This is a genomic window from Streptomyces sp. NPDC101776, from assembly GCF_044766845.1.
GTDB lineage: Bacteria > Actinomycetota > Actinomycetes > Streptomycetales > Streptomycetaceae > Streptomyces.
Map to the genome: position 1 here is coordinate 125,300 of NZ_JBIWMV010000016.1, position 22,700 is coordinate 147,999.

The window sequence follows — 22,700 nt, forward strand, 5'->3', positions numbered from 1 at the left end:
TGGGCTCGGGGCGGGTCGGCTGATCACATGGAGGGCACGCCCCCCACGGCTTCCGCCGCCTTCCGTCGTCTTCCCCACAAGGACCTCGTATGCCTGAGATATCCCGCCGCGCCTTCGGCGGCCTGGTCGGCGGCGGTGCCGTCACCGCCGTCGCCGGTACGGCCGCCACCGCCGAGGCCGCTCCCGCGGAACGCCCCTTCGCGGCCCGCCCCGCCGCCGCCTCCGGCAAGCGCCCCAACCTCCTGGTCATCCTCGGCGACGACCTCGGCTGGGCCGACCTCTCCTCCTACGGCGCCCCGCACATCAAGACGCCGAACCTGGACCGGCTGGCCCGCCAGGGGGTGCGCTTCACGGACGCCTACTCCGGTTCCGCGACCTGCTCGCCGACCCGGTTCAGCCTGTACACCGGGCGCTTTCCGGGCCGTACGCCGGGCGGGCTGGCCGAACCGATCGCCAGCAGGACGCAGGGACTCGACCCGAGCCACCCGACCCTCGCCTCACTGTTGAGGAAGGCGGGCTACTCCACCGCCCTGATCGGCAAGTGGCACTGCGGCTGGCTGCCCGACTACAGCCCCACGAAGTCGGGTTGGGACGAGTTCTTCGGCAACCACGGGGGTGTGCTGGAGTACTTCTCCAAGCTCGGCCAGCTCGGCGACTACGACCTGTACGAGGGCGACGCGACCTACAAGGACCTGCGCTACTACACGCAGGTGCTGACGGAGCGGGCGGTGGAGTACGTCGGCCGCGCCCACGACAGGCCGTGGCTGCTGAACCTCAACTTCACCACCCCGCACTGGCCTTGGCTCGCCGAGGGCGACGACGAGACCGGTGCCGAGATCGCCGCGAAGATCCGCGCGGCCACGAGCCAGGCGGAGATCAGCAACGCGCTCAACCACTACGACGGCGGTTCGGTCGCGAAGTACACGGAGATGGTGCAGAGCCTCGACGCGGCCGTCGGTGAGGTGCTCGCCGCGCTGCGCCGGTCCGGGCAGGAGGAGCACACGCTGGTGTACTTCGCCAGCGACAACGGCGGTGAACGCTGGTCGTACCTCTGGCCGTTGAGCGGCGAGAAGTTCGTGCTCCAGGAGGGCGGCATCCGGGTGCCGACGATCGTGCGCTGGCCGCACCGGATCGACGGCGACCAGGTGAGCCACGAGCCGAACCTCTCCCCCGACTGGACCGCGACCTTCCTGGAGCTGGCCGGTGCCCGACCCGACCCGGCGTACCCGCTGGACGGCACGAGCCTCGCGGGCTATCTGCTGAAGGGTGAACAGCCGCCCGGGCGGGACCTGTTCTGGCGGGTGCGGGCCAACCGGGCGCTGCGGCGCGGCGACTGGAAGTACTACCAGGACGAGGACGGCGACGACCACCTCTACGACCTCGGCGCCGATCTGCGCGAGCAGGCCGATCTCGCCCCCGACAGGCCGGAGTTGCTCGCCGAACTGAAGGCGGCCTGGGAGAAGATCGCCTCCGGCCTGCTCCCCTATCCGGACTAGCCGAGGATCCCCCGGTCGTACGCCACCGCGACGGCCGCCGCGCGGTCCTTGACGCCCAACTTGCCGTACAGGTGGGTGAGATGAGTCTTCACGGTCGCCTCGCTGATGAAGAGTTCGCGGGCGATCTCGCGGTTGGAGGTGCCCTTGGCGACCAGGGCGAGCACTTCGCGTTCGCGGGCGGAGAGCGCCTCGTTGCCGGGGGTGGCCTGGGGACGGCGGACCGCGGAGACCAGCCGGGAGGCGACGGCGGGCGAGAGGACCGTGCGGCCCTGTGCCGCCGCGCGGACGGCGGTGAAGAGTTCGTCGCGCGGGGCGTCCTTCAGGAGATAGCCGGTCGCGCCCGCCTCGATCGCGGGGAGCGTGTCGGAGTCGGTGTCGTACGTCGTCAGGACGAGCACCTTCGCGCGGGCGGCGCGGCGGGTCAGTTCGCGGATGGCGTCGACTCCCCCGCCGCCCGGCATCCGCAGGTCCATCAGGATCACGTCCGGGTCGAGGGCGGCGGCCCGCTGCACGGCCTCGACGCCGTTGGCCGCCTCGCCCAGGACGCGGAATCCGGGCGCGGACTCGAACATGCCGCGCAGACCGTCCCGTACGACGGGATGGTCGTCGACGATCAGAACGGAGATCAGCAACTCGTCACTCATGGCGGACCAACGGTACGCGAGCCGACAGGGCCGTGCCGTGTCCCGGCTCGGACTCGACCGCGAGCGTGCCCGCGATGCGCTCGGCGCGGGCCCGCATGCCGTCGAGGCCGAAGCCGCCGGTGCGGGTGCGGTCGGGCAGGGCGAGCGGGTCGAAGCCCCGGCCGTCGTCGCGGATGTCGAGGAGGACCTCCTCGCCGACGAAGGAGAGGGTGACGCCGACGCGGGTGGCGCGGGCGTGCCGGGCCGCGTTCGACAGGGCTTCCTGGACGATGCGCAGCAGGGTCGCGGAGACCTCGTCGTGGAGCTGTTCGGTGATGCCGGTGACGGTGAACTCGGCGCGGACGCCGGTGCGTTCGCCCCACTCGGCGACCGTGTTCTTCAGCGCCTCGGGCAGTCCGTCGTTCTCCAGGGCGATGGGCGCGAGGTTCTGCACGGACCGGCGGGCCTCGCCGAGGCTGTGCCGGGCGAGGGTGGAGGCGCGGTCGAGATGGGTGCGTGCCGTCGTCAGGTCGGGTGCGTTCGCCACGACTTGGAGCTGGGCAATGATGCCGGTCAGGCCCTGGGCGATCGTGTCGTGGATCTCGGCGGCGAGCCGCCGCCGTTCGTCGGCGACCCCGGCCTCCCGTGCCTGGACGAGGAGTTGGGCGTGCAGGGCGGCGTTCTCGTCGAGGGCCTGTTGCAGGGCGGTGTTGGTGCGTTCGAGTTCGGTGATGGTCTCCGTGCGCTCGCGGGAGCGCTGTGACTCCTGCTGGGTGAGATGCGCGATCGCCATCTGCAGAGCGGAGTTGACCGCCACCAGCGCCACGAAGAGGACCCATTGCAGCCCGCTCCCGAACGGCATCCCGCCGGCCTGCGCCCCGGCCACGGTGACCGCGCTCGCGAACAGTCCGATCCGCTGCCCCGCCGTGCCCGGGATCAGTTCGTCGGCGTCCATGAAGCCGGAGGCGGCGTAGAACGCGAAGAACGGGTCGATCCAGGTGAGGGCGAAGGCGAGGGCCCAACGGACGACGTAGTACGCCGTCCCCGCCCGCGACGGGGTCCGGCGACGGTCGGGGCTGCGGGCACGGATGGCGTGCCACCACAGCTGGAGGACGAGCGCGGCACCGGCCAGGGCCCAGCCGGTCCACCACTCGGCGGTGGTGTAGTCGAACAGACCGGAGGAGGCGAGCGCGAGGACGACGCTGATACCGAGCAGCCCGTACGGCCCCCACGTGTGCAGCTGCTCCCAGCGGCGGTCGATCTGCCGGTCCCTGGTGGTCATCTCCCCAGTCTGCACGGCCGCCTCCCCTACTCCCAGCGGAACCAGCGCGAGGCGGCGCCCGTCAGCAGCAGGGTCCACATCGCGAGCACCCCCAGATGGGCCCAGCCCGGCCAGTTCCCGGCGGCCGCCCGGTTCAGGGCCTCGGCGGCGGCGCCGAACGGGGTGTAGCCGACGATCCGGGCGAGGACGTCCGGCATCGAGTTGACCGGGATCCACACACCCGCGCAGAACATCATCGGGAAGAACACCGCCGATCCGATCGCGCCCGCGATCTTCGTGGTCCGGGACAGCGCGGAGACCACCGCGCCCAGCGCGAGCGCGGCCAGGATCGCGAGGAGCAGGGCGAGGAGATAGCCGTAGGGCTGCTGGGGGAGGCGTACGTCGAAGGCGAGGCGGCCGACGATCAGGGCGCACAGGGCGGAGGCCAGGGCCGCCGTGCCGAAGACCACCATCTGCGCGGTGAGGAGGACGGACGGGCGGACCGGGGTGGCGGACATCCGGCGGAGGATGCCGCGTTCGCGGTAGCCGGTGAGGTTCTGCGGCATCGACTGGAGCCCGCCGACGATCATGCCCAGCAGGACGGTGACCGGGACGTACACGTCGACCGTGCGCAGGCCGCCGAGGTCGGCCTCGTGGTGGCGGAAGCCCGGGATGGAACCCAGGATCACCAGGAGCAGGGTGGGGAAGAGCAGGATCCAGAAGAGGGCGCCCGGTTCGCGGCGGAAGAGGCGCAACTCGGTGCGCAACACTGCGGTGTTCATGCGCTGACCTCCGTCAGGTCCAGGAACGCGTCGTCCAACGTGGCGTCGGACACGCGGAGTTGGTGGGCGGTGATGTGGCCCCGGGCGAGCAGGGTGATGACGGCGTTGACGGTCTCGTCGGAGCCGGAGAGGGTGATCCGGCCGTCCTTGTGCGCCACGGACGTGAGCGCGGGCAGCGCGTTCAGGTCACCGTCGTCCAGGGGCGCGGAGGGCGTGAAGCTGATGACGGTGGAGCCGGCCGAGCGGCGGATCAGCCCGTCCGGAGTGTCCAGGGCGGCGACCCTGCCCTTGTCGATCACGGCGATCCGGTCGCACAGCCGCTGCGCCTCCTCCATGAAGTGGGTGACGAGCAGCACGGTGACCCCGCTCGCCCGCACGTCCTCGATCAGCTGCCAGGTGTCGCGGCGGGCGCGCGGGTCGAGCCCGGTGGTCAGCTCGTCCAGGACGACGACCCGGGGGTTGCCGATGAGCGCGAGCGCGATGAACAGCCGCTGCTTCTGGCCGCCGGACAGCTTCGCGAAGCGGGTGGTCAACTTCGCGGTCAGGCCGAGGCGTTCGGCCAGCGGCCGCCAGTCGGCGGGATGCGGATAGAAGGCGGCGTACAGCTCCAGTGCCTCACGGACGGTGAGCTTGGCCTGGAGCTCGCTCTCCTGGAGCTGGGCGCCGAGGACACGGGCGACCTCTTCGTGGTCGGCGACGGGGTCGAGGCCGGTGACCCGGACCCGGCCCGCGTCCGGGACGCGCAGGCCCTCGACGCACTCGACGGTGGTGGTCTTGCCGGCGCCGTTCGGGCCGAGGATCCCGAAGATCTCGCCCTCCTCGACGGCGAACGAGACCCCGTCGACGACGGCCCGGCCGCCGTAGGACTTGCGCAGTGCGGTGACTTCGATGACAGGTGTGGCTGACATGGTCCGAGGGTCCCGGGAACGCGGGGTCGGGCACATCGGCCATCGCGCTCGACCGGGCATCAACCGATCGGTTGATGCCCTGCTACGACCCCCTGGTCGGCCAAAACTCGGTGGGCACTGTCAGTGGTGGTCCGTAGGCTCGCCCATGATGTCGACGACACATGCAACCACCGAGGACCACACCGATCGCTCCGCCGTGCGCTCATTGCTGCGGCTGTGGCCGTACGTCCGCCCCGTGCGGGTACGGCTGTTCACCGCGGCCGGGGTCGCCGTCGTCGCGTCCTGTACGGGGCTGGTCTTCCCGCTCGTCCTGAAGTGGATGGTGGACGGGCCGGTCGCCGACCGGGACACGGCGGGCGTGTGGCTCGGGGCGCTGTATCTGCTGCTGCTCGGCATCGCGGAGGCGGGCCTGTTCGGACTGCGGCGGTGGCTGGTCGCGCGGCCGTTGTCACGGGTCGAGGCGGAGATGCGGGCGGATCTGTACCGGCATCTCCAGCGGCTGCCGGTGGCCTTCCACGACCGGTGGCCCTCGGGCCAGCTCCTCTCCCGGGGCACCACCGACCTGATGCTGCTGCGCATGTTCCTCGCCTTCCCACTGACGTTCCTCCTGGTCAACGCCGTGACGATCCTGGTGGGCGTGATCATCATGCTGCTCCAGGACTGGACGCTGGGACTGGTGATCCTGGGTCCCGCCGTGCCGGTGATCGTCATGTGCGTGGTCTTCGAGCGTCGGTACGCGCATGTGGCCCGCCTCGCGCAGGACCAGGTCGGCGATCTGACGACCGTGGTCGAGGAGAGCGTCCTCGGCATCCGCATCATCAAGGGCTTCGGCCGCCACCGCAGCCAGGCCCGCGCCTTCCGCGACCTCTCCCGCACCCTGCGCGGCACCGAACTCCGCAAGGCCCGCCTGCTGGCCATGATCTGGGGCGTCATCGTCACCCTGCCCGAACTGGCCCTCGGCGCGACGCTGGTCCTGGGGACGATTCAGGTCGCGGACGGCGACCTGTCGGCGGGCACGCTGGTGGCATTCCTCTCCACGGCACTGGCACTCCGGTGGCCGGTGGAGTCGATCGGCTTCCTCCTCGCCATGAGCCAGGAGGCGGCAACGGCGACCGAGCGCTACTTCGAGGTAATGGATGAGCCACGGGAGGAGGAAGCGCCCTTGAGGGCCGCGCCCCGAAGGGGCGCGGGGAACTGCGCGACCAGCCCCCACCGGCCGTCACCCGACCACGACGGCATCCGTTTCTCCTCAGTCTCCTTCCGCTACCCGGACGCCTCGCCTGATTCCCCACCCACCCTCGACAACATCGACCTGCACATCAGACCCGGCGAATCCATGGCTCTGGTAGGCGCGACAGGCACCGGCAAAACCACACTCACGGCCCTCGTCCCCCGCCTCCACGAGGTCACATCGGGCCGCATCACATTGGACGGCGAGGACATCACCGCCATGTCCCGCCAAACGCTGCGCACCATGGTGGCCGTGGCCTTCGAGGAACCCACGTTGTTCTCGGCCAGCGTCGGGGAGAACGTACTCATGGGGTCAGAAGAGGGCGCGGGACAACCGGAGTTGGAACGAGCCCTGGCCGTCGCACAGGCCAACTTCGCGCACGCCCTCCCCCGGGGCACGGACACCCAGGTAGGCGAACAGGGCCTCAGCCTCTCCGGCGGCCAGCGCCAACGCCTCGCCCTGGCAAGGGCGGTGGTGGGCAACCCCCGCTTCCTGGTCCTGGACGACCCGCTCTCCGCCCTGGACGTCCACACAGAGGCGGCCGTTGAAGCCGCCCTACGCCAAGTCCTGGCCGACACGACGGCGTTGATCGTGGCCCACCGCCCGTCCACGGTCCTCCTCGCCGACCGCGTGGCCCTGCTGTCCGACGGCCGCATCACGGCGGTCGGCACCCATCAAGAACTGCTGCGGACGAACGCGGAGTACGCGCATCTCATGTCGGGATCCGAACCGCACGACCGGCCGGAGGACGAGCGATGACCGCCCCCACCACATCGGCGCCCACCACCGACGACGACCCCGAACCGCCGCGCCCGCCCGTCGCGGACGACCCCTTCGATCACGACGAACTGCCCACTCCCCCGGGCGCGACCGCCACGCTCCTGCGTTCGCTGCTCGCCCCGATGAAGGCCCGGGTCGCCGTCACGACGCTGCTCCTGCTGCTCCAGCAGGCGGCCGTGCAGACGGGCCCGCTGCTGGTGGCGTACGCCATCGACCGTGCCGTGCCGGCGTTCCGGGACCACGACCGCGGTCCGCTGATCGCCGTAGGGGTGGGCTATCTGCTGTGCGCGCTCGTCTCCGGCGGGTTGCAGTACGCGTTCATCGGCGCCTCCGCGCGCGTCAACCAGGACGTGCTGCTCGATCTGCGCGGCCGTATCTTCCGGCACGCGCAGGCGCTGAGCATCGACTTCCACGAGCGGTACACGTCCGGGCGGCTGATCTCCCGTTCCACCACGGACATCGAGGCCCTGCGCGAACTGCTCAGCGAGGGACTCCAGGAGCTGATCACGGTCATCCTGTCGTTCGTGTACATCTCGGCGATGCTGCTCTGGCTGGACCTGGGGCTCGGCGCGGTCGCGGTGGCGTCCTTCGTGCCGTTGTATCTGCTCGTGCGGGTCTATCAGCGGCGCGCGGTGCGGGTGTACGCGGTGCGGTCCACGGCGATCGCACGGGTGATCGTGAAGTTCGTGGAGACGATGAACGGCATCCGCCCGGTCCGCGCGTTCCGCCGCGAGGCGGTGAACGACGCCGACTTCCGCGTCCTCAACCGGCGGCACGAACGGTCCAACGGCGACGCCCTGTTGGAGATGGCCCGCTATGTCACCGGCTCCCGTCTGGTCGCCAACACGGCGGTCGCGGTGATCGTGCTGTGGGGCGCGACCCGAGTCGCGGACGGATCCCTGGAACTGGGCGTGCTGGCGGCGGCGGTTCTGTACCTACGGCGGCTCTACGACCCGATCGACCGGCTCGGCATGTTCCTCAACTCGTACCAGTCTGCCGCCGCGTCCCTGGAGAAGATCGCGGGGCTGCTGGCGCAGAGGCCGTCGGTGCCGGAGTCCTCGACTCCCGTACAGCTTCCGGCACTTGAGTCGGAGCAGCCCGGCCGCGAGGTCGTCTTCGACGGGGTCCGCTTCGCGTATCGCACCGGGGGCGAGGTGCTGCCCGTCTTCGACCTCGCCCTCCCCGCCGGCCAGACGGTCGCCGTGGTCGGCTCCACCGGCGCAGGCAAGTCCACCCTGGCCAAGCTGCTGGCCCGCTTCTACGACCCGTCGGACGGGCGGGTGCTGCTCGACGGGGTCGATCTGCGCGAACTGTCCGTGCCCGAACTGCGGCGCGGGGTGGTGATGGTGACGCAGGAGGCGTTCCTGTTCTCCGGCACGGTCGCCGAGAACATCGCGATCGGCCGTCCGGACGCGCCGCGCGAGGAGATCGAGCGGGCCGCTAAGGCGATCGGCGCGCACGACTTCATCAGCGCGCTGCCCGACGGCTACGACACGGACGTACGCAAGCGGGGTGGCCGTATCTCGGCGGGTCAGCGCCAACTCGTCGCGTTCGCGCGGGCGTTGCTCGCCGACCCGGCCGTCCTCATCCTCGACGAGGCGACCAGTTCCCTCGACATCCCGGGCGAACAGGCCGTACAGCGTGCCATGTCGACGGTCCTGCGTGGCCGCACGGCGGTCGTGATCGCCCACCGTCTGTCCACGGTCGAGATCGCGGACCGGGTCCTGGTCATGGAACACGGCCGGATCATCGAGGACGGCACCCCGGCCGAACTGGTCGCGGGGACGGGACGCTTCGCGGATCTCCATCGGGCCTGGAGGGACAGTCTGGCGTAAGCGCCCCCACCGGCGGCACCCGATCGGTCACCCCTCCGCACCTGCACGCTTCCGTACCTCCACGCTTCCAGGCCTTCGCGCTTCCAGGCCTTCGCGCTTGCGAAGCGGAACCTTGTTCCGTATCTTTTCCGGAACAAGGTTCCGCTTGCATGCCGCAAGCGTGCACGCCACAGAACGGAAGCACCCCCATGACTCCGATCATCTCCGTGAAGCCGGTCGTCCTCTCCGCCCCAGGTCGCGGCGCGGATCTCCGGGTCAGGGTGTCCGCGCCCGTGACCGGCGGCGCGTTGCCCGTCGTCGTCTTCTCGCACGGTTTCGGCTGGTCGCTGGACGGCTACGCCCCGCTCGCGGACCACTGGGCCACGCAGGGTTTCGTCGTCGTGCAGCCCACGCACCTCGACTCCAGGACGCTCGGCATCCCGCACGAGGATCCCCGTTTCCCCCGGATCTGGCGCTTGCGGATCGAGGATCTCCAGCGGGTGCTGGACGGGCTCGACGTCCTGGAGGCGTCCGTGCCGGGGCTCGGCGGGCGGATCGACCGCGGCCGTATCGCGGTGGCCGGTCACTCCTGGGGAGCGCAGACGGCGAGCACGCTGCTGGGCGCGCGGGTCCTCGACGCGGGCGGTGTGCCGGGCGAGGATCTGTCCGACGCGCGGGTCTCGGCGGGCGTCCTGCTCGCCCTGACCGGGCTGGGCGACGACCTGACCCCGTTCGCCGCCGAGCAACTCCCTTTCATGAGGCCGTCGTTCGCGACCATGACCGCGCCGGCCCTCATCGTCGCCGGTGACCACGACCAGTCGCGGTTGTCCACGCGGGGACCGGACTGGTTCACCGACCCGTACACCTACAGCCCGGGCGACAAGAGCCTGCTCACGCTGTTCGGCGCGGAGCACTCGCTCGGCGGCATCCCCGGGTACGAGGTCGCCGAGACGACGGACGAGAGCCCCGCGCGCGTCGCCCTCCTCCAGCACCTCACCACGGCGTTCCTGCGCAGCGCGCTGCACCCGGAGGACACCGGGTGGAAGACGGCGGTCGCGGCGTTGGCGGAGGACCCGGCACCGCTGGGGAAGGTGGAGAGCAAGTAGCCCGGCCCGCGAGGGAGTTTATTCGATGGGCAACCGCGCTCACGCTCGGTAATCTTCGAGGTCTCCAACCACCCCCGGACCGCTCACGGCTGCCCGCGCTCGGCGGCCTGGGCAAGGAGGCCCATGATCGACGCGTACGAGGATCCCGGGACACCCGACTGTCGGGGCGGCTGGCGGTTCCTGTGGTGGCTGGTGCTGCGGCAGCCGGGGCGGGCGGTGTCCGGGGCGCTGCTGTCGAGCGTGTGGATGGTGCTGATGGCGGCGGCGCCGTATCTGATGTCCCGCGCGGTCGACGACGGGCTGGTGCCGGGGGACATGGGCGCGCTGGCCTGGTGGACCGGAGCGCTGTTCGTGGTCGGCGCGGTCAACTCATGGCTGAGCATCATGCGGCACCGCACGATGACCCGGGTCCGCATCGACGCCAACTTCCGCACGGTCAAGCTGATCGTCGGGCAGACCGTCCGGCTGGGCGCCGTGCTCGCGCGCCGGGCACGGGCCGGCGAGGTGATCACCACCGGCGTCGGCGACGTATGGACCATCGCCCAGTGCCTCACCGTCGTCGGCCCCGGCTTCGGCGCCCTCGTCGTCTACGGCGTGGTCGCGGGCGTGCTGCTGTCGATCTCGGCGCCGCTCGCCGCCGTCGTCCTGCTGGGTGTGCCGGTGATCGCCTTGCTCGCGGGGCCGTTGACGCTGCGGTTGCAGAGCGTGGAGACGGAGTACCGGGAGCGGCAGGGCGTGCTGACCGCGCGCATCGGCGACCTCGCGGGCGGCCTGCGGGTCCTCAACGGGCTTGGCGGCAAGGGGCTGTTCGCGGACGCGTTCCGCCGTGACTCGCAGCGGCTGCGCGCCCAGGGCTACCGGGTGGGCGCGGTGGCGAGCTGGGTGCAGGCGGTCGGGATGGGGCTGCCGACCCTGTTCCTCGCGGTCGTGACCTGGCTCGCGGCCCGGCTGGCGGCCCAAGGGCAGCTCTCCATCGGCGAGTTGGTCGCCGTGTACGGCTATGTCGCGGTGCTGATCGGCCCGGTGTCGTTCTTCGTGCAGATGGTCTACGAGTTGAGCCGTGGCGTGGTGGCCGCGCGTCGGGTCGTAGCCCTGCTGCGGCTCGAACCGGCTCTGGACACCGGGGAGTTGGCCCCTCCCGCCGAACCGGCCGCGCTGCACGATCCGGACTCGGGGGTGCGGGTGCTGCCGGGGCGGCTGACCGCGCTGGTCGGGGCGCGGCCCGGCGACGCGCTGGCCGTGGTGGACCGGCTCGGGCGGTACGCGCCGTCCCTGGCGACCTGGGGCGGGGTGCGGCTGGACGCGATCCCGCTGGACCAGGTCCGGTCACGGATCCTGGTCGCCGACAACGAGGCCGACCTGTTCGCCGGACCGCTCACGGAGATGGTGTCCGGGCGCGTGGAGCGGTCGGCGGAAGCGGTGGCGAGGGCCGTGCGCGCGTCCGCCGCCGACGACATCGTGCAGGGGCTGCCGGAGGGCCTTGACTCGGCGGTGGCCGCGCAGGGCCGCAGTCTCTCCGGGGGACAGCGTCAACGGGTGCGGCTGGTAAGGGCGTTGCTCGCCGAGCCGGAGGTGCTGCTCGCGGTGGAGCCGACCTCGGCGCTCGACGCGCACACGGAGGCGGCGGTCGCGCTACGGCTGCACACGGAGCGCACGGGCCGTACGACGGTGGTGACCACGACGTCCCCGCTGGTCCTCGACCACGCGGACACCGTGCACTACCTGGTCGACGGCAAGGTCGCGGCCAGCGGCGGCCATCGCCGGCTGCTGGCGGACGAGCCCGGCTACCGCGCGCTGGTGGCCCGGGACACGGAAGAGGAAGAGGTCGTACGGTGACGCAGTCCTCACTGGCGAAGGGCCAACTGCCGGTCGCGGGGCGGGCGGACGTACGGCGGGCCGCGCTGCGCCTGGTGCGGGCGGACCGGCGGGCGTTCGCCGTCGTGCTGGTGGTGAACGCGCTGGCCGCCGGGGCCGGGCTGGTCGGGCCGTGGCTGCTCGGGCGGATCGTGGACGAGGTGCGGGCCGGTGCCGGAGTGGGGATGGTGGACCGGCTGGCCCTCGTCATCGTGGGGTGCTCGGTGGCGCAGTTGCTGCTGGCGCGCTGGGCGCGGTACGTGGGGCACCGGTTCGGTGAACGGACGCTGGCCCGGGTGCGGGAGGACTTCGTCGACCGGGCGCTGGCGCTGCCCGCGTCGGTGGTGGAGCGGGCCGGGACGGGCGATCTGACCGCGCGCGGCACGGCGGACGTCGCGATCGTCGGTACGACCCTGCGTGATGTCGGGCCGGATCTGCTGGTCAACTCGGTGCAGGCGCTGTTCGTGATGGGCGCGGTGTTCGCGCTCGACCCGCTGCTCGGGCTGTTCGGGGTGCTGGGGCTGACGCCGGTGTGGTTCGCGCTGCGCTGGTATCTGCGGCGGGCCCGGGACGGCTATCTCGCGGAGGGCGCGGCCAATTCGGAGGTCGCGGAGGTCCTCACGGCGACGGCGGCCGGGGCGCGCACGGTGGAGGCGTTCCGGCTCCAGGAGCGCCGGGTGTGGGCGAGCCGGGACACCCTGCGCACGGCGCTGCGCAGCCGGCTGCACACGCTGTTCCTGCGGACGGTGTTCTTCCCGGCGGTCGAGATCTCGTACACCGTCCCGGTGGCGGGTGTGCTGCTCGTGGGCGGGTGGCTGCACGGGCGCGGAGCGGTGGGCCTCGGTGCGGTGGTGGCGTCCGCGCTGTATCTGCGGCAGTTCGCCGAGCCCCTGGACCAGATCCTGATGCGGGTCGAGCAACTCCAGAGCAGCGGCGCCTCGTTCGCCCGCGTGGAGGGGCTGGCCGGGGCGCCCCGCGCGGAGGGGGACGGCGACGCCCCGGTTCCGGCGGACGACCGGATCGACGTGACGGGTGTGCGGTACGCCTACGAGCGCGGCGGTGAGGTGCTGCACGGCGTCGACCTGACCGTACGGCCCGGTGAACGGCTCGCGGTGGTCGGCCCGTCGGGCGCCGGGAAGACCACGCTGAGCCGGCTGCTGGCGGGCGTCGACGCGCCGACCGAGGGCACGGTGACCGTGGGCGGGGTGCCGGTCTCCGGGCTGGCACCGGAGACGCTGCGCCGCCAGGTGGTGCTGGTCACCCAGGAGCACCACGTCTTCCTCGGCTCGGTCCGCGACAACCTCCTGATCGCCGAACCGGCCGCCACGGACGAGGAGTTGTGGGCGGCGCTGGCGGCGGTGGGTGCCGAGGAGTGGGTGCGGGAGCTGCCGGACGGGCTGAACACCCGGCTGGGCGCGGGCGGTTCGGCCACGGACGGCTCGCAGGCCCAGCAACTCGCCCTGGCCCGCGTGGTGCTGGCCGACCCGCACACCCTGATCCTGGACGAGGCGACGGCCCTGCTGGATCCGGCCACCGCCCGCCACACCGAACGCGCCCTGGCCGCCGTACTGGAGGGCCGCACCGTCATCGCCATCGCCCACCGCCTCCACACCGCCCACGACGCGGACCGGGTCGCGGTCATGGAGAACGGCCGGCTGACCGAACTCGGCCCGCACGAGGAGCTGGTGGCGGCGGAGGGCGCGTACGCGGCGCTGTGGCATTCCTGGCACGGGGAGCGGCCGGGCACGGGAGCCTCCTGACGACCGACGGCACGGATCCGGACCTCGGCACACCCGTCAAGTCGTGGTCCGCATAACGAACATGAACATCCGGACAACGAACGAATTCCGGCCAACTTCCTGACGCGCTCCTGACAGAAAGCGCGGGCTGCTGCCACTCTTCCCACTGGCGCTTCACAGCAACCCCACAGCTTTACCTCTGTGATCCCTGTGATCTCCCCTGGTCGCGTGATCCGCGACCGTCCTGAAGGAGTCAGTGTTGAGAAGCAATTCCTCGCGCAGACGCACCTCCCACATAGTCGCCGTAGCCGGCGTCACCGCTCTGCTCGCCGCTGCCGTCCAGGCCGGCGCGACCTCCTCCGCCGCTCCGGCCAAACCCCTTGCCGCCAAGGGGAATCCGGCGCACTCCGCGGTCTCGCTCTCCCCCTCGCAGCGCGCCGAGCTGCTCCGCGACGCCGCGTCGGCGCGGACCACCACCGCCAAGGACATCGGCCTCGGCGCCAAGGAGACGCTCGTCGCCCGTGACGTCGTCAAGGACGCCGACGGCACCGTCCACACCCGCTACGAGCGCACCTACGCCGGACTCCCGGTCCTCGGCGGCGACCTGGTCGTCGACACCGCCAAGTCGGGTGCCACCACCCACGTCGTGAGGGCGACCAACGCCACCATCGCGGTCGCCGACCTCACCCCGAGCGTCGCCACCGCGACCGCCGAGAAGCAGGCCGTCTCCCGCGCCAAGGCCCTCGGCTCCACCAAGTCGGCCGCGGATTCGGCCCGCAAGGTGATCTGGGCGGCGAGCGGCAAGCCCGTCCTCGCCTACGAGACGGTCGTCGGCGGTCTCCAGGACGACGGCACCCCGAACGAACTCCACGTCGTCACCGACGCGGCCACCGGCAAGAAGCTCTACGAGTACCAGGGCATCGAGAACGCCACCGGTACCGGCAACACCCAGTACAGCGGCGCGGTCTCGCTGACCACGACCCAGTCGGGCACGTCGTACAACCTCACCGACGGCGACCGCGGCGGCCACAAGACGTACAACCTGAACCACGGCACCTCGGGCACCGGCACGCTGTTCTCGCAGACCAGCAACACCTGGGGCAACGGCACCACGTCGAACGCGGCGACGGCCGGCGCGGACGCGCACTACGGCGCGGCGGAGACCTGGGACTTCTACAAGAACACGTTCGGCCGCAGCGGCATCAAGAACAACGGCGTCGGCGCCTACTCCCGTGTCCACTACGGGAATTCGTACGTCAACGCGTTCTGGGACGACGGCTGCTTCTGCATGACGTACGGCGACGGCTCCGGCAACGCGGACCCGCTGACGGCCATCGACGTGGCCGGCCACGAGATGAGTCACGGCGTCACCTCCAACACCGCCGGGCTCAACTACTCGGGCGAGTCGGGCGGGCTGAACGAGGCGACCTCCGACATCTTCGGCACGGGTGTCGAGTTCTACGCCAACAACTCCACCGACGTGGGCGACTACCTCATCGGCGAGAAGATCGACATCAACGGCGACGGCACGCCGCTGCGCTACATGGACAAGCCGAGCAAGGACGGCGGCAGCGCGGACAGTTGGTACTCGGGCGTCGGCAACCTCGACGTGCACTACTCCTCGGGCATCGCCAACCACTTCTTCTATCTGCTGAGCGAGGGCAGCGGCGCCAAGGTCATCAACGGCGTCAGCTACAACTCGCCCACCTCGGACGGACTTCCGGTCACCGGCATCGGCCGGGACAAGGCGCTGCAGATCTGGTACCGCGCGCTCACCACGAAGTTCACCTCCACCACCAACTACGCGGCGGCCCGCACCGGGACGCTCGCCGCGGCCGGTGAGCTGTACGGCACGACGGGCGCCGAGTACAAGGCGGTGCAGGACGCGTGGGCGGCCGTCGCGGTCGGTGCGCGCTCCGGTGGCGGCGGCGGTGGCGGCACGTCGTTCGAGAACACGGCCGACGTGTCGATTCCGGACAACGGGGCGGCGGTTACCTCGTCCGTCACCGTCTCCGGGCGGACGGGCAACGCCCCGACGAACCTCTCGGTCACGGTCGACATCGTGCACACCTGGCGCGGTGACCTGGTGATCGACCTGGTGGCTCCGGACGGGTCGACGTACCGCCTGAAGAACTCCAGCTCGTCCGACTCGGCGGACAACGTGCAGGCGACCTACACGGTCAACGCGTCCTCCGAAGTGGCCAACGGCGTCTGGAAGTTGAAGGTCCAGGACGTGGCAGCACAGGACACCGGATACATCAACAGCTGGAAGTTGACGTTCCCGTAAAAACCAGCCGTCCACTTCAGGCCGCACGAACTGGGCGCCGCCTCGGGGTTTCAACTCCGGGGCGGCGCCCTGTTGTGGACGTTTACATTGCCGCAACGTTCACCGGACAGTCGATTTTCAGCCAACATCACTTGGGGGTCCTGACATGTACGCGCCCCTGATGCCACTCTTCCCTCACGCCGCTTCAGCACAGCCACTTCACAACCGTTCCGGTCAGTAACCCCACGCTGCCGGACTCCCCCACAGAGGAGCTTGCGTGACCCCCCTCTACGCGCGTCACAAGCGCACCACCCTGGCCATCGCCACCGCGGTCGCCGCCGGGGCCCTGCTCGCCACCGGTGTCACCACCGGCGCCGCCGCCCAGCCCGCGGCCGGCAAGGCGGCCCCCCTCGCCGCCGCCCCGCAACTGCTCTCCAGCGCCGCGCGCACGGCGCTGGTCCAGGAGAAGCAGGCCGACGCGGCCGAGACAGCCACGCAGATAGGCCTCGGCACCAAGGAGAAGCTGGTCGTCAAGGACGTCGTCAAGGACGTCGACGGCACGGTGCACACCCGCTACGAGCGCACCTACGCGGGCCTCCCGGTCCTCGGTGGCGACCTGGTCGTCCACTCCTCGCCGGCCGGCAAGACCGAGGGTGTCACCAAGGCGCACTCGGCGACCATCAAGGTCGCCACCGTCACGCCGAAGATCACCGTCGCCAAGGCGGAGAAGCAGGCGCTGACCGTCGCCAAGGCCGCCGGTTCGGACAAGACCGCCGCCGACGGTGCCCGCAAGGTCATCTGGGCCGGCACCGGCACCCCCGTCCTCGCCTACGAGACGATCGTCGGCGGCTTCCAGGACGACGGCACCCCGAACCAGCTGCACGTCATCACCGACGCGGCCACCGGCAAGAAGCTCTTCGAGTACCAGGGCATCGAGAACGCCACCGGTACCGGCAAGACCCTCTACTCGGGCACCGTCAGCCTCACCACCTCACTGTCGGGCACGACGTACTCGCTGACCGACGCCTCGCGCGGCAGCCACAAGACGTACAACCTGAAGCACGGGACGTCCGGCACCGGCACCCTGTTCACCAACACCACCAACACCTGGGGCACCGGCGCCGCCTCCAGCTCCACCACCGACGTGACCGCCGCCGCGGACGCCGCCTACGGCGCCCAGGAGACGTGGGACTTCTACAAGGACACGTTCGGCCGCAGCGGCATCAAGAACAACGGTGTCGGCGCCTACTCCCGTGTCCACTACGGCAGTTCGTACGTGAACGCGTTCTGGGACGACAGCTGCTTCTGCATGACGTACGGCGACGGGTCGAGCAACACCCACCCGCTGACCTCGCTGGACGTGGCCGGCCACGAGATGAGCCACGGCGTCACCGCCAACACCGCGGGCCTCAACTACTCCGGTGAGTCCGGTGGCCTGAACGAGGCGACCTCCGACATCTTCGGCACCGGCGTCGAGTTCTACGCCAACAACTCGTCCGACGTCGGCGACTACCTCATCGGCGAGAAGATCAACATCAACGGCGACGGCACCCCGCTGCGCTACATGGACCAGCCCAGCAAGGACGGCGGCTCCGCCAACTACTGGTCCTCCTCGGTCGGCAACCTCGACGTGCACTACTCGTCGGGCGTCGCGAACCACTTCTTCTACCTCCTCTCGGAGGGCAGCGGTTCGAAGACCATCAACGGGGTGGCCTACAACTCCCCGACGTCCAACGGCGCCACGCTCGCCGGCATCGGCCGCGCCAAGGCGCTGCAGATCTGGTACAAGGCGCTGACGACCTACTTCACGTCGACCACCAACTACAAGGCGGCCCGCACCGGAACCCTGAGCGCCGCAGCCGCGCTCTACGGCTCCAGCTCCGCCGAGTACGCCGCGGTGGCGGCGACCTGGTCGGCCGTCAACGTCACCTGACGACAGCCGAGTTGACAGGTAAGCAGTAAGGGCGGTACCCGGAGCGAAGGCATCTCCGGGTACCGCCCTACTCTTGGGTCCCATGTCCTTCACGTACGACGACGTCGGCGCGACCCGCGAACGCGGCTTCTGCCCCCCGGGATTCCACCCCCTCTATGTGCGCACCCGGATCGGCGAGGGCGAGAAGGTCTTCCGCCGGGCGTCCGAAGCGGTCCTGACCTGGGAGTTGCACCGCGAGACAGGCGTCGGCATCGAGGCGAGCGCCGACAAGGCCGCCCCCGGAGTGGACGTGACGGTCACCCTCGCCGGCCTGATAAAAGCCCCCTGCCGCATAGTCTGGACGGCCGAGGAACACCGCCGATCCGGCTGGGCCTACGGCACGCTCCCCGGCCACCCCGAACGCGGCGAGGAAGCCTTCGTGGTCGACCGCACGGGCGACGGCACGGTCTGGCTGACGGTCTCCGCCTTCAGCCGCGGCGCGAAGTGGTACGCCCGCCTGGGCGGCCCCGCGACCCGCGGCCTCCAACACGCGTACGCACGGCGCATGGGCAGCACGCTGAAGCGGATGTGCGCGCCGTATTCAGAGGTGTGAGCGGCCCCCGCGCCCCTTAGGGGCGCGGGGCTGTGACATTTGCGGCTCCGCCGCGTGGGCGCGACCAGCCCCCACCGGCCCCGCAGCCGAAGCACTACCGCATCAGAACCCCGGCCCCCTCCACCCCGTCCTCAGAGGGCACCGCCACCAGCCCCAACTCCGCGCTGGACGCAAGCAGTCGATGCGCAGGGAGGATACGGACGGTGTACCCATAAGGCCCGGTACGGTCCAGGGAAAGCGGTCCCTCGAACAACCAGTGCCCCTCAGAATCCGGCCCACCAACCGGCTTGAGCGGCACAGCCACCCCGTCCCCGATCCGATCCTCCGGGTCCACGCGGCCGGAGACCGCCTGTACTTCGACATCGTCCGGGGCCAGACCGCCCAGCCCCACCCGCACCCGCAGATTCAGCGTCGTACCGAGTTCCGCCGTGGCCGTAGCCGCAGACGTCTCCACGTGGTCGACAGTCACCCCGTGCCAGGCCGCCCGCACCCGCCCCTTCCAGGCGGCCAGTTCACGCGCCGAGTCGGGCGTCATGGCGCGATGGGCGAGCGCGGCCGGGGCGTACAGCCGCTCCACGTACTCGCGGACCATCCGCCCGGCCAGCACCTTCGGACCCAGCAACGTCAGGGTCTGCCGCACCATTTCGATCCAGCGGTCGGGCAGACCGTCCTGGCCGCGCTCGTAGAAACGCGGGGTGACGCGCTGCTCCAGGAGGTCGTAGAGCGCGGCTGCCTCCACGTCGTCGCGGTGGTCGGGATCCGTGCCGGTGCCGTCCGCCGTGGGGATGGCCCAGCCGAAGTCGGGCTGGAACCACTCGTCCCACCAACCGTCCAGCACCGAGAGGTTGAGGCAGCCGTTGAGCGCGGCCTTCATCCCGCTGGTGCCGCACGCCTCCAGCGGGCGGAGCGGGTTGTTGAGCCAGATGTCGCAGCCGGGGTAGAGCTTCTGCGCCATCGCCATGCCGTAGTCGGGAAGGAAGACGATGCGATGGCGGACGCGCGGGTCGTCCGCGAACTTCACCAGCTCCTGGACGAGGCGCTTACCGCCGTCGTCCGCCGGGTGCGCCTTGCCCGCCACCACGATCTGGATCGGGTGCTCCGGGTGCAGAAGGAGATCCATCAGCCGGTCGCGGTCGCGCAGCATCAGCGTCAGTCGTTTGTACGACGGGACGCGGCGCGCGAAGCCGATGGTGAGGACGTCGGGGTCGAGGACGCCGTCGATCCAGCCCAACTCGGCCGATCCGGCGCCGCGTTGACGCCAGGAGGCGCGCAGCCGCTCCCGTACCTCCACGACCAGTTGCTCGCGCAGATCGCGGCGCAGCTCCCAGATGTCCTGGTCCGGGATCTCCGCGACCGCGTCCCAGCGGTCCGAACCGCCCACCGTCAGCGCGTCCTCGGTGCGCTGGGCGCCGATCTGCCGCGCCCCGAGCCGGAACACCTCGGGGGCGACCCAGGTCGGCGCGTGCACCCCGTTGGTCACGGAGGTGATCGGCACCTCCTCGGCGTCGAAGCCCGGCCAGAGACCGGAGAACATCTCGCGGCTCACCTGACCGTGCAACAGCGAGACACCATTGGCCCGTTGACCCAGCCGCAGGCCCATCACGGCCATGTTGAACAGGTTGGGCTCGCCGCCCGGGTAGGTCTCCATGCCCAGGTTCAGGATGTGCTGGACGTCCAGGCGCGGGAGTTCGGCCCCGGCACCGAAGTGCGTGGCGACCAACTCCCGGTCGAAACGGTCGATTCCGGCCGGGACGGGCGTGTGGGTGGTGAAGACCGTGCCGGCCCGCACCGCCTCCAGGCCCGCGTCGAAGTCCAGCCCCGCGTCGCAGAGTTCGGCGATCCGCTCCAGCCCGAGGAAGCCCGCGTGTCCCTCGTTGGTGTGGAACACCTCGGGCTCGGGGTGACCGGTGAGGCGACAGTACGTCCGTACCGCCCGCACACCCCCTATGCCGAGCAACATCTCCTGGAGCAGCCGGTGTTCGCTGCCGCCGCCGTAGAGGACGTCGGTCACGCCGCGCGCGGCGATGTCGTTCTCCTCGACGTCCGAGTCGAGCATCAGCAGCGGTACCCGGCCTACCTGCGCGAGCCAGATCCGGGCGCGCAGCGAGCGGCCGCCGGGCAGGGCCAGGGAGACCTGGGCCGGGGTGCCGTCGTCCTCCCGCACCAGCGCCACCGGGAGTTCGTTGGGGTCGAGGACCGGATAGGTCTCCTGCTGCCAGCCGTCCCGGGACAGCGACTGCCGGAAGTAGCCGTGCCGGTAGAGGAGTCCGACACCGATCAGCGGTACGCCGAGATCGCTGGCCGATTTGAGATGGTCGCCGGCGAGGATGCCGAGGCCGCCGGAGTACTGGGGCAGGGCCGCCGTGACGCCGAACTCGGGTGAGAAGTAGGCGACGGCGGCGGGCAGTTCACCGGGGTGGGTCTGGTACCAGCGGTCACCGCCCACATAGTCGGCGAGGTCCCCGGCGACCTCGGTGAGCCGGCGCAGGAAACGGCTGTCCCCGGCCAGCTCGGCGAGCCGCTCGGCCGACACGCTGCCGAGGAGTCGTACGGGATCGTGTTCCGAGGCGGCCCAGCGCTCGGGATCGACGGACTGGAAGAGATCACGGGTGTCCGCGTGCCAGGACCAGCGCAGATTGCGCGCGAGGTCGCTGAGCGGGCGGAGGGGTTCGGGGAGAACGGGACGGACGGTGAATCGACGGATCGCCTTCACAGCTCCACCTCGGCGCTTCGCTGGATGACACACGGCAGTGTGCGTCGTCGTGTGCTGATGACGGTACCGGTGTTGGTGTGGGCGTCGCTGGGGACTGCGTCCCCAGACCCCCGCTTCGGCCCTGAAGGGGCCTCGTCCTCAAACGCCGGACGGGCTGAAATTGCCGGCCCGCGTCGAAAGGCACCCCGTGACGGGCTGGTTAGTACCGCGCTGTACTAAATCAGTTCCCTCGTGCGCCCTTGTGGTGCTTCGCACCGCACGAGAGGCTGCCCCGTGGAGAGTTGAAGGAGGGGAACTCGACATGGCACGGACGCGCACGCGGCGTCTGCGTCGGGCGGGGGGTCTGACCGCGGTGATCACTGCCGTGGTGATGTCGGCCATCGCTCTGCCCGCGCACGCCGCACCGGAGGGGACGATCATCGGCGCCGGTGAACCCGGTTCCGTCAGTGGCAGCTACCTGGTGACGCTCAAGGGGGGAACAAGAGCTCCGTCGGCCGCCGGAAAGGACCTGGCCCGGACGTACGGGGCGAAAATAAGCCACACCTACGGCACGGCCCTCAACGGCTACGCCATCGAGGCGAACGAGAGACAGGCGAGGCTCCTCGCGGCGGACGCGCGGGTCGCCTCGGTCGCGCAGGACACCCGGATCACCGTGGACCGCGCTCAGCGCAACCCGCCGTCCTGGGGGCTGGACCGGCTCGACCAGCCGGGCCTGCCGCTGAACAGGAGCTACACCTCGCCGGGCGCCGGGGGCGGCGGCGTGACGGTGTACGTGATCGACACCGGCATCCGGGTCACCCACAAGGACTTCGGCGGCCGGGCGAGCTACGGCTGGGACTTCGTCGACAACGACGCCACCGCGCAGGACGGCAACGGCCACGGCACCCATGTGGCCGGCACGATCGCCGGCACCACGTACGGCGTCGCCAAGAAAGCCAAGGTGGTCGCCGTACGGGTCCTCGACAACGCGGGAGTGGGGACGACCTCGCGGGTCCTCGCGGGGATCGACTGGGTCACCCGGCACGCGCACAGGCCCGCGGTCGCCAATCTCAGCCTCGGCGGCTTCCACAACGACCAGCTCGACGCGGCCGTACGCAATTCGATCGCGTCCGGTGTCACCTACACGGTCGCGGCGGGCAACGACGGGCTGCAGGCCGGCCTGTACTCCCCCGCGGACGTGAAGCAGGCGATCACCGTCGGCGCCACCGACCGGAACGACGCCAGGGCGCCGTTCTCGAACGTCGGTCCGGCCGTCGACCTGTTCGCCCCGGGCGTCTCGATCACCTCCGCGTCGTACGCGAGCGACACGGGGAGGGCGACCTTCTCCGGTACGTCGATGGCGTCGCCGCACGCGGCCGGCGCGGCGGCGGTCTATCTCGCCGGGCACCCGCGTGCCACCCCGGCACAGGTCTCGGCGGCACTCGTCGCGGGGGCGGTTTCCGGGAAGGTGTCCGGCGCGGGGCTCGGTTCGCCGGACAAACTCCTGCAAGTACCGCGGTCGTAGCGCGGGAGTGACGGCTCCGGCCCCGTTCGCCCTGGACGGGGCCGGATCTTCTGTGGAGACCTGCGCGTAAGTAGTTGGCAACCTGCCGGATTGCTAAC

15 protein-coding genes are annotated in these 22,700 nt (G+C 70.8%); 10 read left to right on the plus strand and 5 right to left on the minus strand.

Features of this window, described 5'->3' with window-relative positions:
* Window positions 1-89 precede the first annotated feature (89 nt).
* Window positions 90-1,496 (plus strand): sulfatase, encoded by a 1,407-nt coding sequence (locus ACIRRY_RS36925; protein ID WP_403981748.1) that lies wholly within the window; start codon window positions 90-92, stop codon window positions 1,494-1,496.
* Here the strand turns inward: ACIRRY_RS36925 and ACIRRY_RS36930 are convergent.
* Genes ACIRRY_RS36930 through ACIRRY_RS36945 form a run of 4 tightly spaced genes read right to left on the minus strand, consistent with a single transcriptional unit; the run spans window position 1,493 to window position 5,070 of the window.
* Window positions 1,493-2,140 carry a response regulator gene (locus tag ACIRRY_RS36930; protein ID WP_403981751.1) on the minus strand — a complete coding sequence of 216 codons (648 nt, stop codon included), beginning with the start codon at window positions 2,138-2,140 and terminating at the stop codon, window positions 1,493-1,495. The two genes, ACIRRY_RS36925 and ACIRRY_RS36930, sit on opposite strands and share 4 nt — an antisense overlap.
* Window positions 2,133-3,401 carry a sensor histidine kinase gene (locus ACIRRY_RS36935; RefSeq protein ID WP_403981754.1) on the minus strand — a complete coding sequence of 423 codons (1,269 nt, stop codon included), beginning with the start codon at window positions 3,399-3,401 and terminating at the stop codon, window positions 2,133-2,135. Before ACIRRY_RS36935 ends, ACIRRY_RS36930 begins: the two co-directional genes overlap by 8 nt.
* A 26-nt stretch (window positions 3,402-3,427) precedes the next feature.
* A complete protein-coding gene (locus ACIRRY_RS36940) occupies window positions 3,428-4,162 on the minus strand; it encodes an ABC transporter permease (protein ID WP_403981757.1) in 735 nt (244 codons plus the stop codon).
* Complete coding sequence (locus ACIRRY_RS36945) at window positions 4,159-5,070, minus strand: ABC transporter ATP-binding protein (protein WP_403981759.1); 912 nt, start codon at window positions 5,068-5,070, stop codon at window positions 4,159-4,161. The genes ACIRRY_RS36940 and ACIRRY_RS36945 overlap by 4 nt, the downstream gene beginning before the upstream one ends.
* A 148-nt stretch (window positions 5,071-5,218) precedes the next feature.
* Between ACIRRY_RS36945 and ACIRRY_RS36950 the strand changes: the two genes are divergently transcribed.
* The 8 genes from ACIRRY_RS36950 (at window position 5,219) to ACIRRY_RS36985 (ending at window position 18,385) form a co-directional block, all read left to right on the plus strand.
* Window positions 5,219-7,060 carry an ABC transporter ATP-binding protein gene (locus ACIRRY_RS36950; protein ID WP_403981762.1) on the plus strand — a complete coding sequence of 614 codons (1,842 nt, stop codon included), beginning with the start codon at window positions 5,219-5,221 and terminating at the stop codon, window positions 7,058-7,060.
* A complete protein-coding gene (locus tag ACIRRY_RS36955; protein ID WP_403981764.1) occupies window positions 7,057-8,916 on the plus strand; it encodes an ABC transporter ATP-binding protein in 1,860 nt (619 codons plus the stop codon). The genes ACIRRY_RS36950 and ACIRRY_RS36955 overlap by 4 nt, the downstream gene beginning before the upstream one ends.
* A gap of 188 nt (window positions 8,917-9,104) precedes the next feature.
* Window positions 9,105-10,001, plus strand: a complete 897-nt coding sequence (locus ACIRRY_RS36960) for an alpha/beta hydrolase family protein (protein WP_403981766.1) — start codon at window positions 9,105-9,107, stop codon at window positions 9,999-10,001.
* A 123-nt stretch (window positions 10,002-10,124) separates the two neighbouring features.
* Complete coding sequence (locus ACIRRY_RS36965; protein ID WP_403981769.1) at window positions 10,125-11,837, plus strand: ABC transporter transmembrane domain-containing protein; 1,713 nt, start codon at window positions 10,125-10,127, stop codon at window positions 11,835-11,837.
* An 11-nt stretch (window positions 11,838-11,848) separates the two neighbouring features.
* Window positions 11,849-13,615, plus strand: a complete 1,767-nt coding sequence (locus ACIRRY_RS36970; RefSeq protein WP_403982010.1) for an ABC transporter ATP-binding protein — start codon at window positions 11,849-11,851, stop codon at window positions 13,613-13,615.
* Window positions 13,616-13,853: 238 nt separating this feature from the next.
* Window positions 13,854-15,881 (plus strand): M4 family metallopeptidase, encoded by a 2,028-nt coding sequence (locus tag ACIRRY_RS36975; RefSeq protein ID WP_403981771.1) that lies wholly within the window; start codon window positions 13,854-13,856, stop codon window positions 15,879-15,881.
* 256 nt (window positions 15,882-16,137) lie between these two features.
* A complete protein-coding gene (locus tag ACIRRY_RS36980) occupies window positions 16,138-17,793 on the plus strand; it encodes a M4 family metallopeptidase (protein ID WP_403981774.1) in 1,656 nt (551 codons plus the stop codon).
* Window positions 17,794-17,875: 82 nt separating this feature from the next.
* Window positions 17,876-18,385: a DUF1990 family protein gene (locus ACIRRY_RS36985; RefSeq protein WP_403981776.1), complete on the plus strand. Its 510-nt coding sequence runs from the start codon at window positions 17,876-17,878 to the stop codon at window positions 18,383-18,385.
* Window positions 18,386-18,479: 94 nt separating this feature from the next.
* Here the strand turns inward: ACIRRY_RS36985 and ACIRRY_RS36990 are convergent, their stop codons facing one another.
* Window positions 18,480-21,098: a glycosyltransferase family 1 protein gene (locus ACIRRY_RS36990; RefSeq protein WP_403981778.1), complete on the minus strand. Its 2,619-nt coding sequence runs from the start codon at window positions 21,096-21,098 to the stop codon at window positions 18,480-18,482.
* A gap of 301 nt (window positions 21,099-21,399) precedes the next feature.
* Between ACIRRY_RS36990 and ACIRRY_RS36995 the strand changes: the two genes are divergently transcribed.
* Entirely contained in the window at window positions 21,400-22,602 is a 1,203-nt protein-coding gene (locus tag ACIRRY_RS36995) for a S8 family peptidase (RefSeq protein WP_403981780.1), read from the plus strand.
* Window positions 22,603-22,700: the final 98 nt, after the last annotated feature.

Bases quoted from the DNA above. Each gene is read 5' to 3' on its own strand.
- ACIRRY_RS36925 (WP_403981748.1), top strand. From the start codon at position 90: ATGCCTGAGATATCCCGCCGCGCCTTCGGCGGCCTGGTCGGCGGCGGT.
- ACIRRY_RS36930 (WP_403981751.1), bottom strand. From the start codon at position 2,140: ATGAGTGACGAGTTGCTGATCTCCGTTCTGATCGTCGACGACCATCCC.
- ACIRRY_RS36935 (WP_403981754.1), bottom strand. From the start codon at position 3,401: ATGACCACCAGGGACCGGCAGATCGACCGCCGCTGGGAGCAGCTGCAC.
- ACIRRY_RS36940 (WP_403981757.1), bottom strand. From the start codon at position 4,162: ATGAACACCGCAGTGTTGCGCACCGAGTTGCGCCTCTTCCGCCGCGAA.
- ACIRRY_RS36945 (WP_403981759.1), bottom strand. From the start codon at position 5,070: ATGTCAGCCACACCTGTCATCGAAGTCACCGCACTGCGCAAGTCCTAC.
- ACIRRY_RS36950 (WP_403981762.1), top strand. From the start codon at position 5,219: ATGTCGACGACACATGCAACCACCGAGGACCACACCGATCGCTCCGCC.
- ACIRRY_RS36955 (WP_403981764.1), top strand. From the start codon at position 7,057: ATGACCGCCCCCACCACATCGGCGCCCACCACCGACGACGACCCCGAA.
- ACIRRY_RS36960 (WP_403981766.1), top strand. From the start codon at position 9,105: ATGACTCCGATCATCTCCGTGAAGCCGGTCGTCCTCTCCGCCCCAGGT.
- ACIRRY_RS36965 (WP_403981769.1), top strand. From the start codon at position 10,125: ATGATCGACGCGTACGAGGATCCCGGGACACCCGACTGTCGGGGCGGC.
- ACIRRY_RS36985 (WP_403981776.1), top strand. From the start codon at position 17,876: ATGTCCTTCACGTACGACGACGTCGGCGCGACCCGCGAACGCGGCTTC.
- ACIRRY_RS36995 (WP_403981780.1), top strand. From the start codon at position 21,400: ATGGCACGGACGCGCACGCGGCGTCTGCGTCGGGCGGGGGGTCTGACC.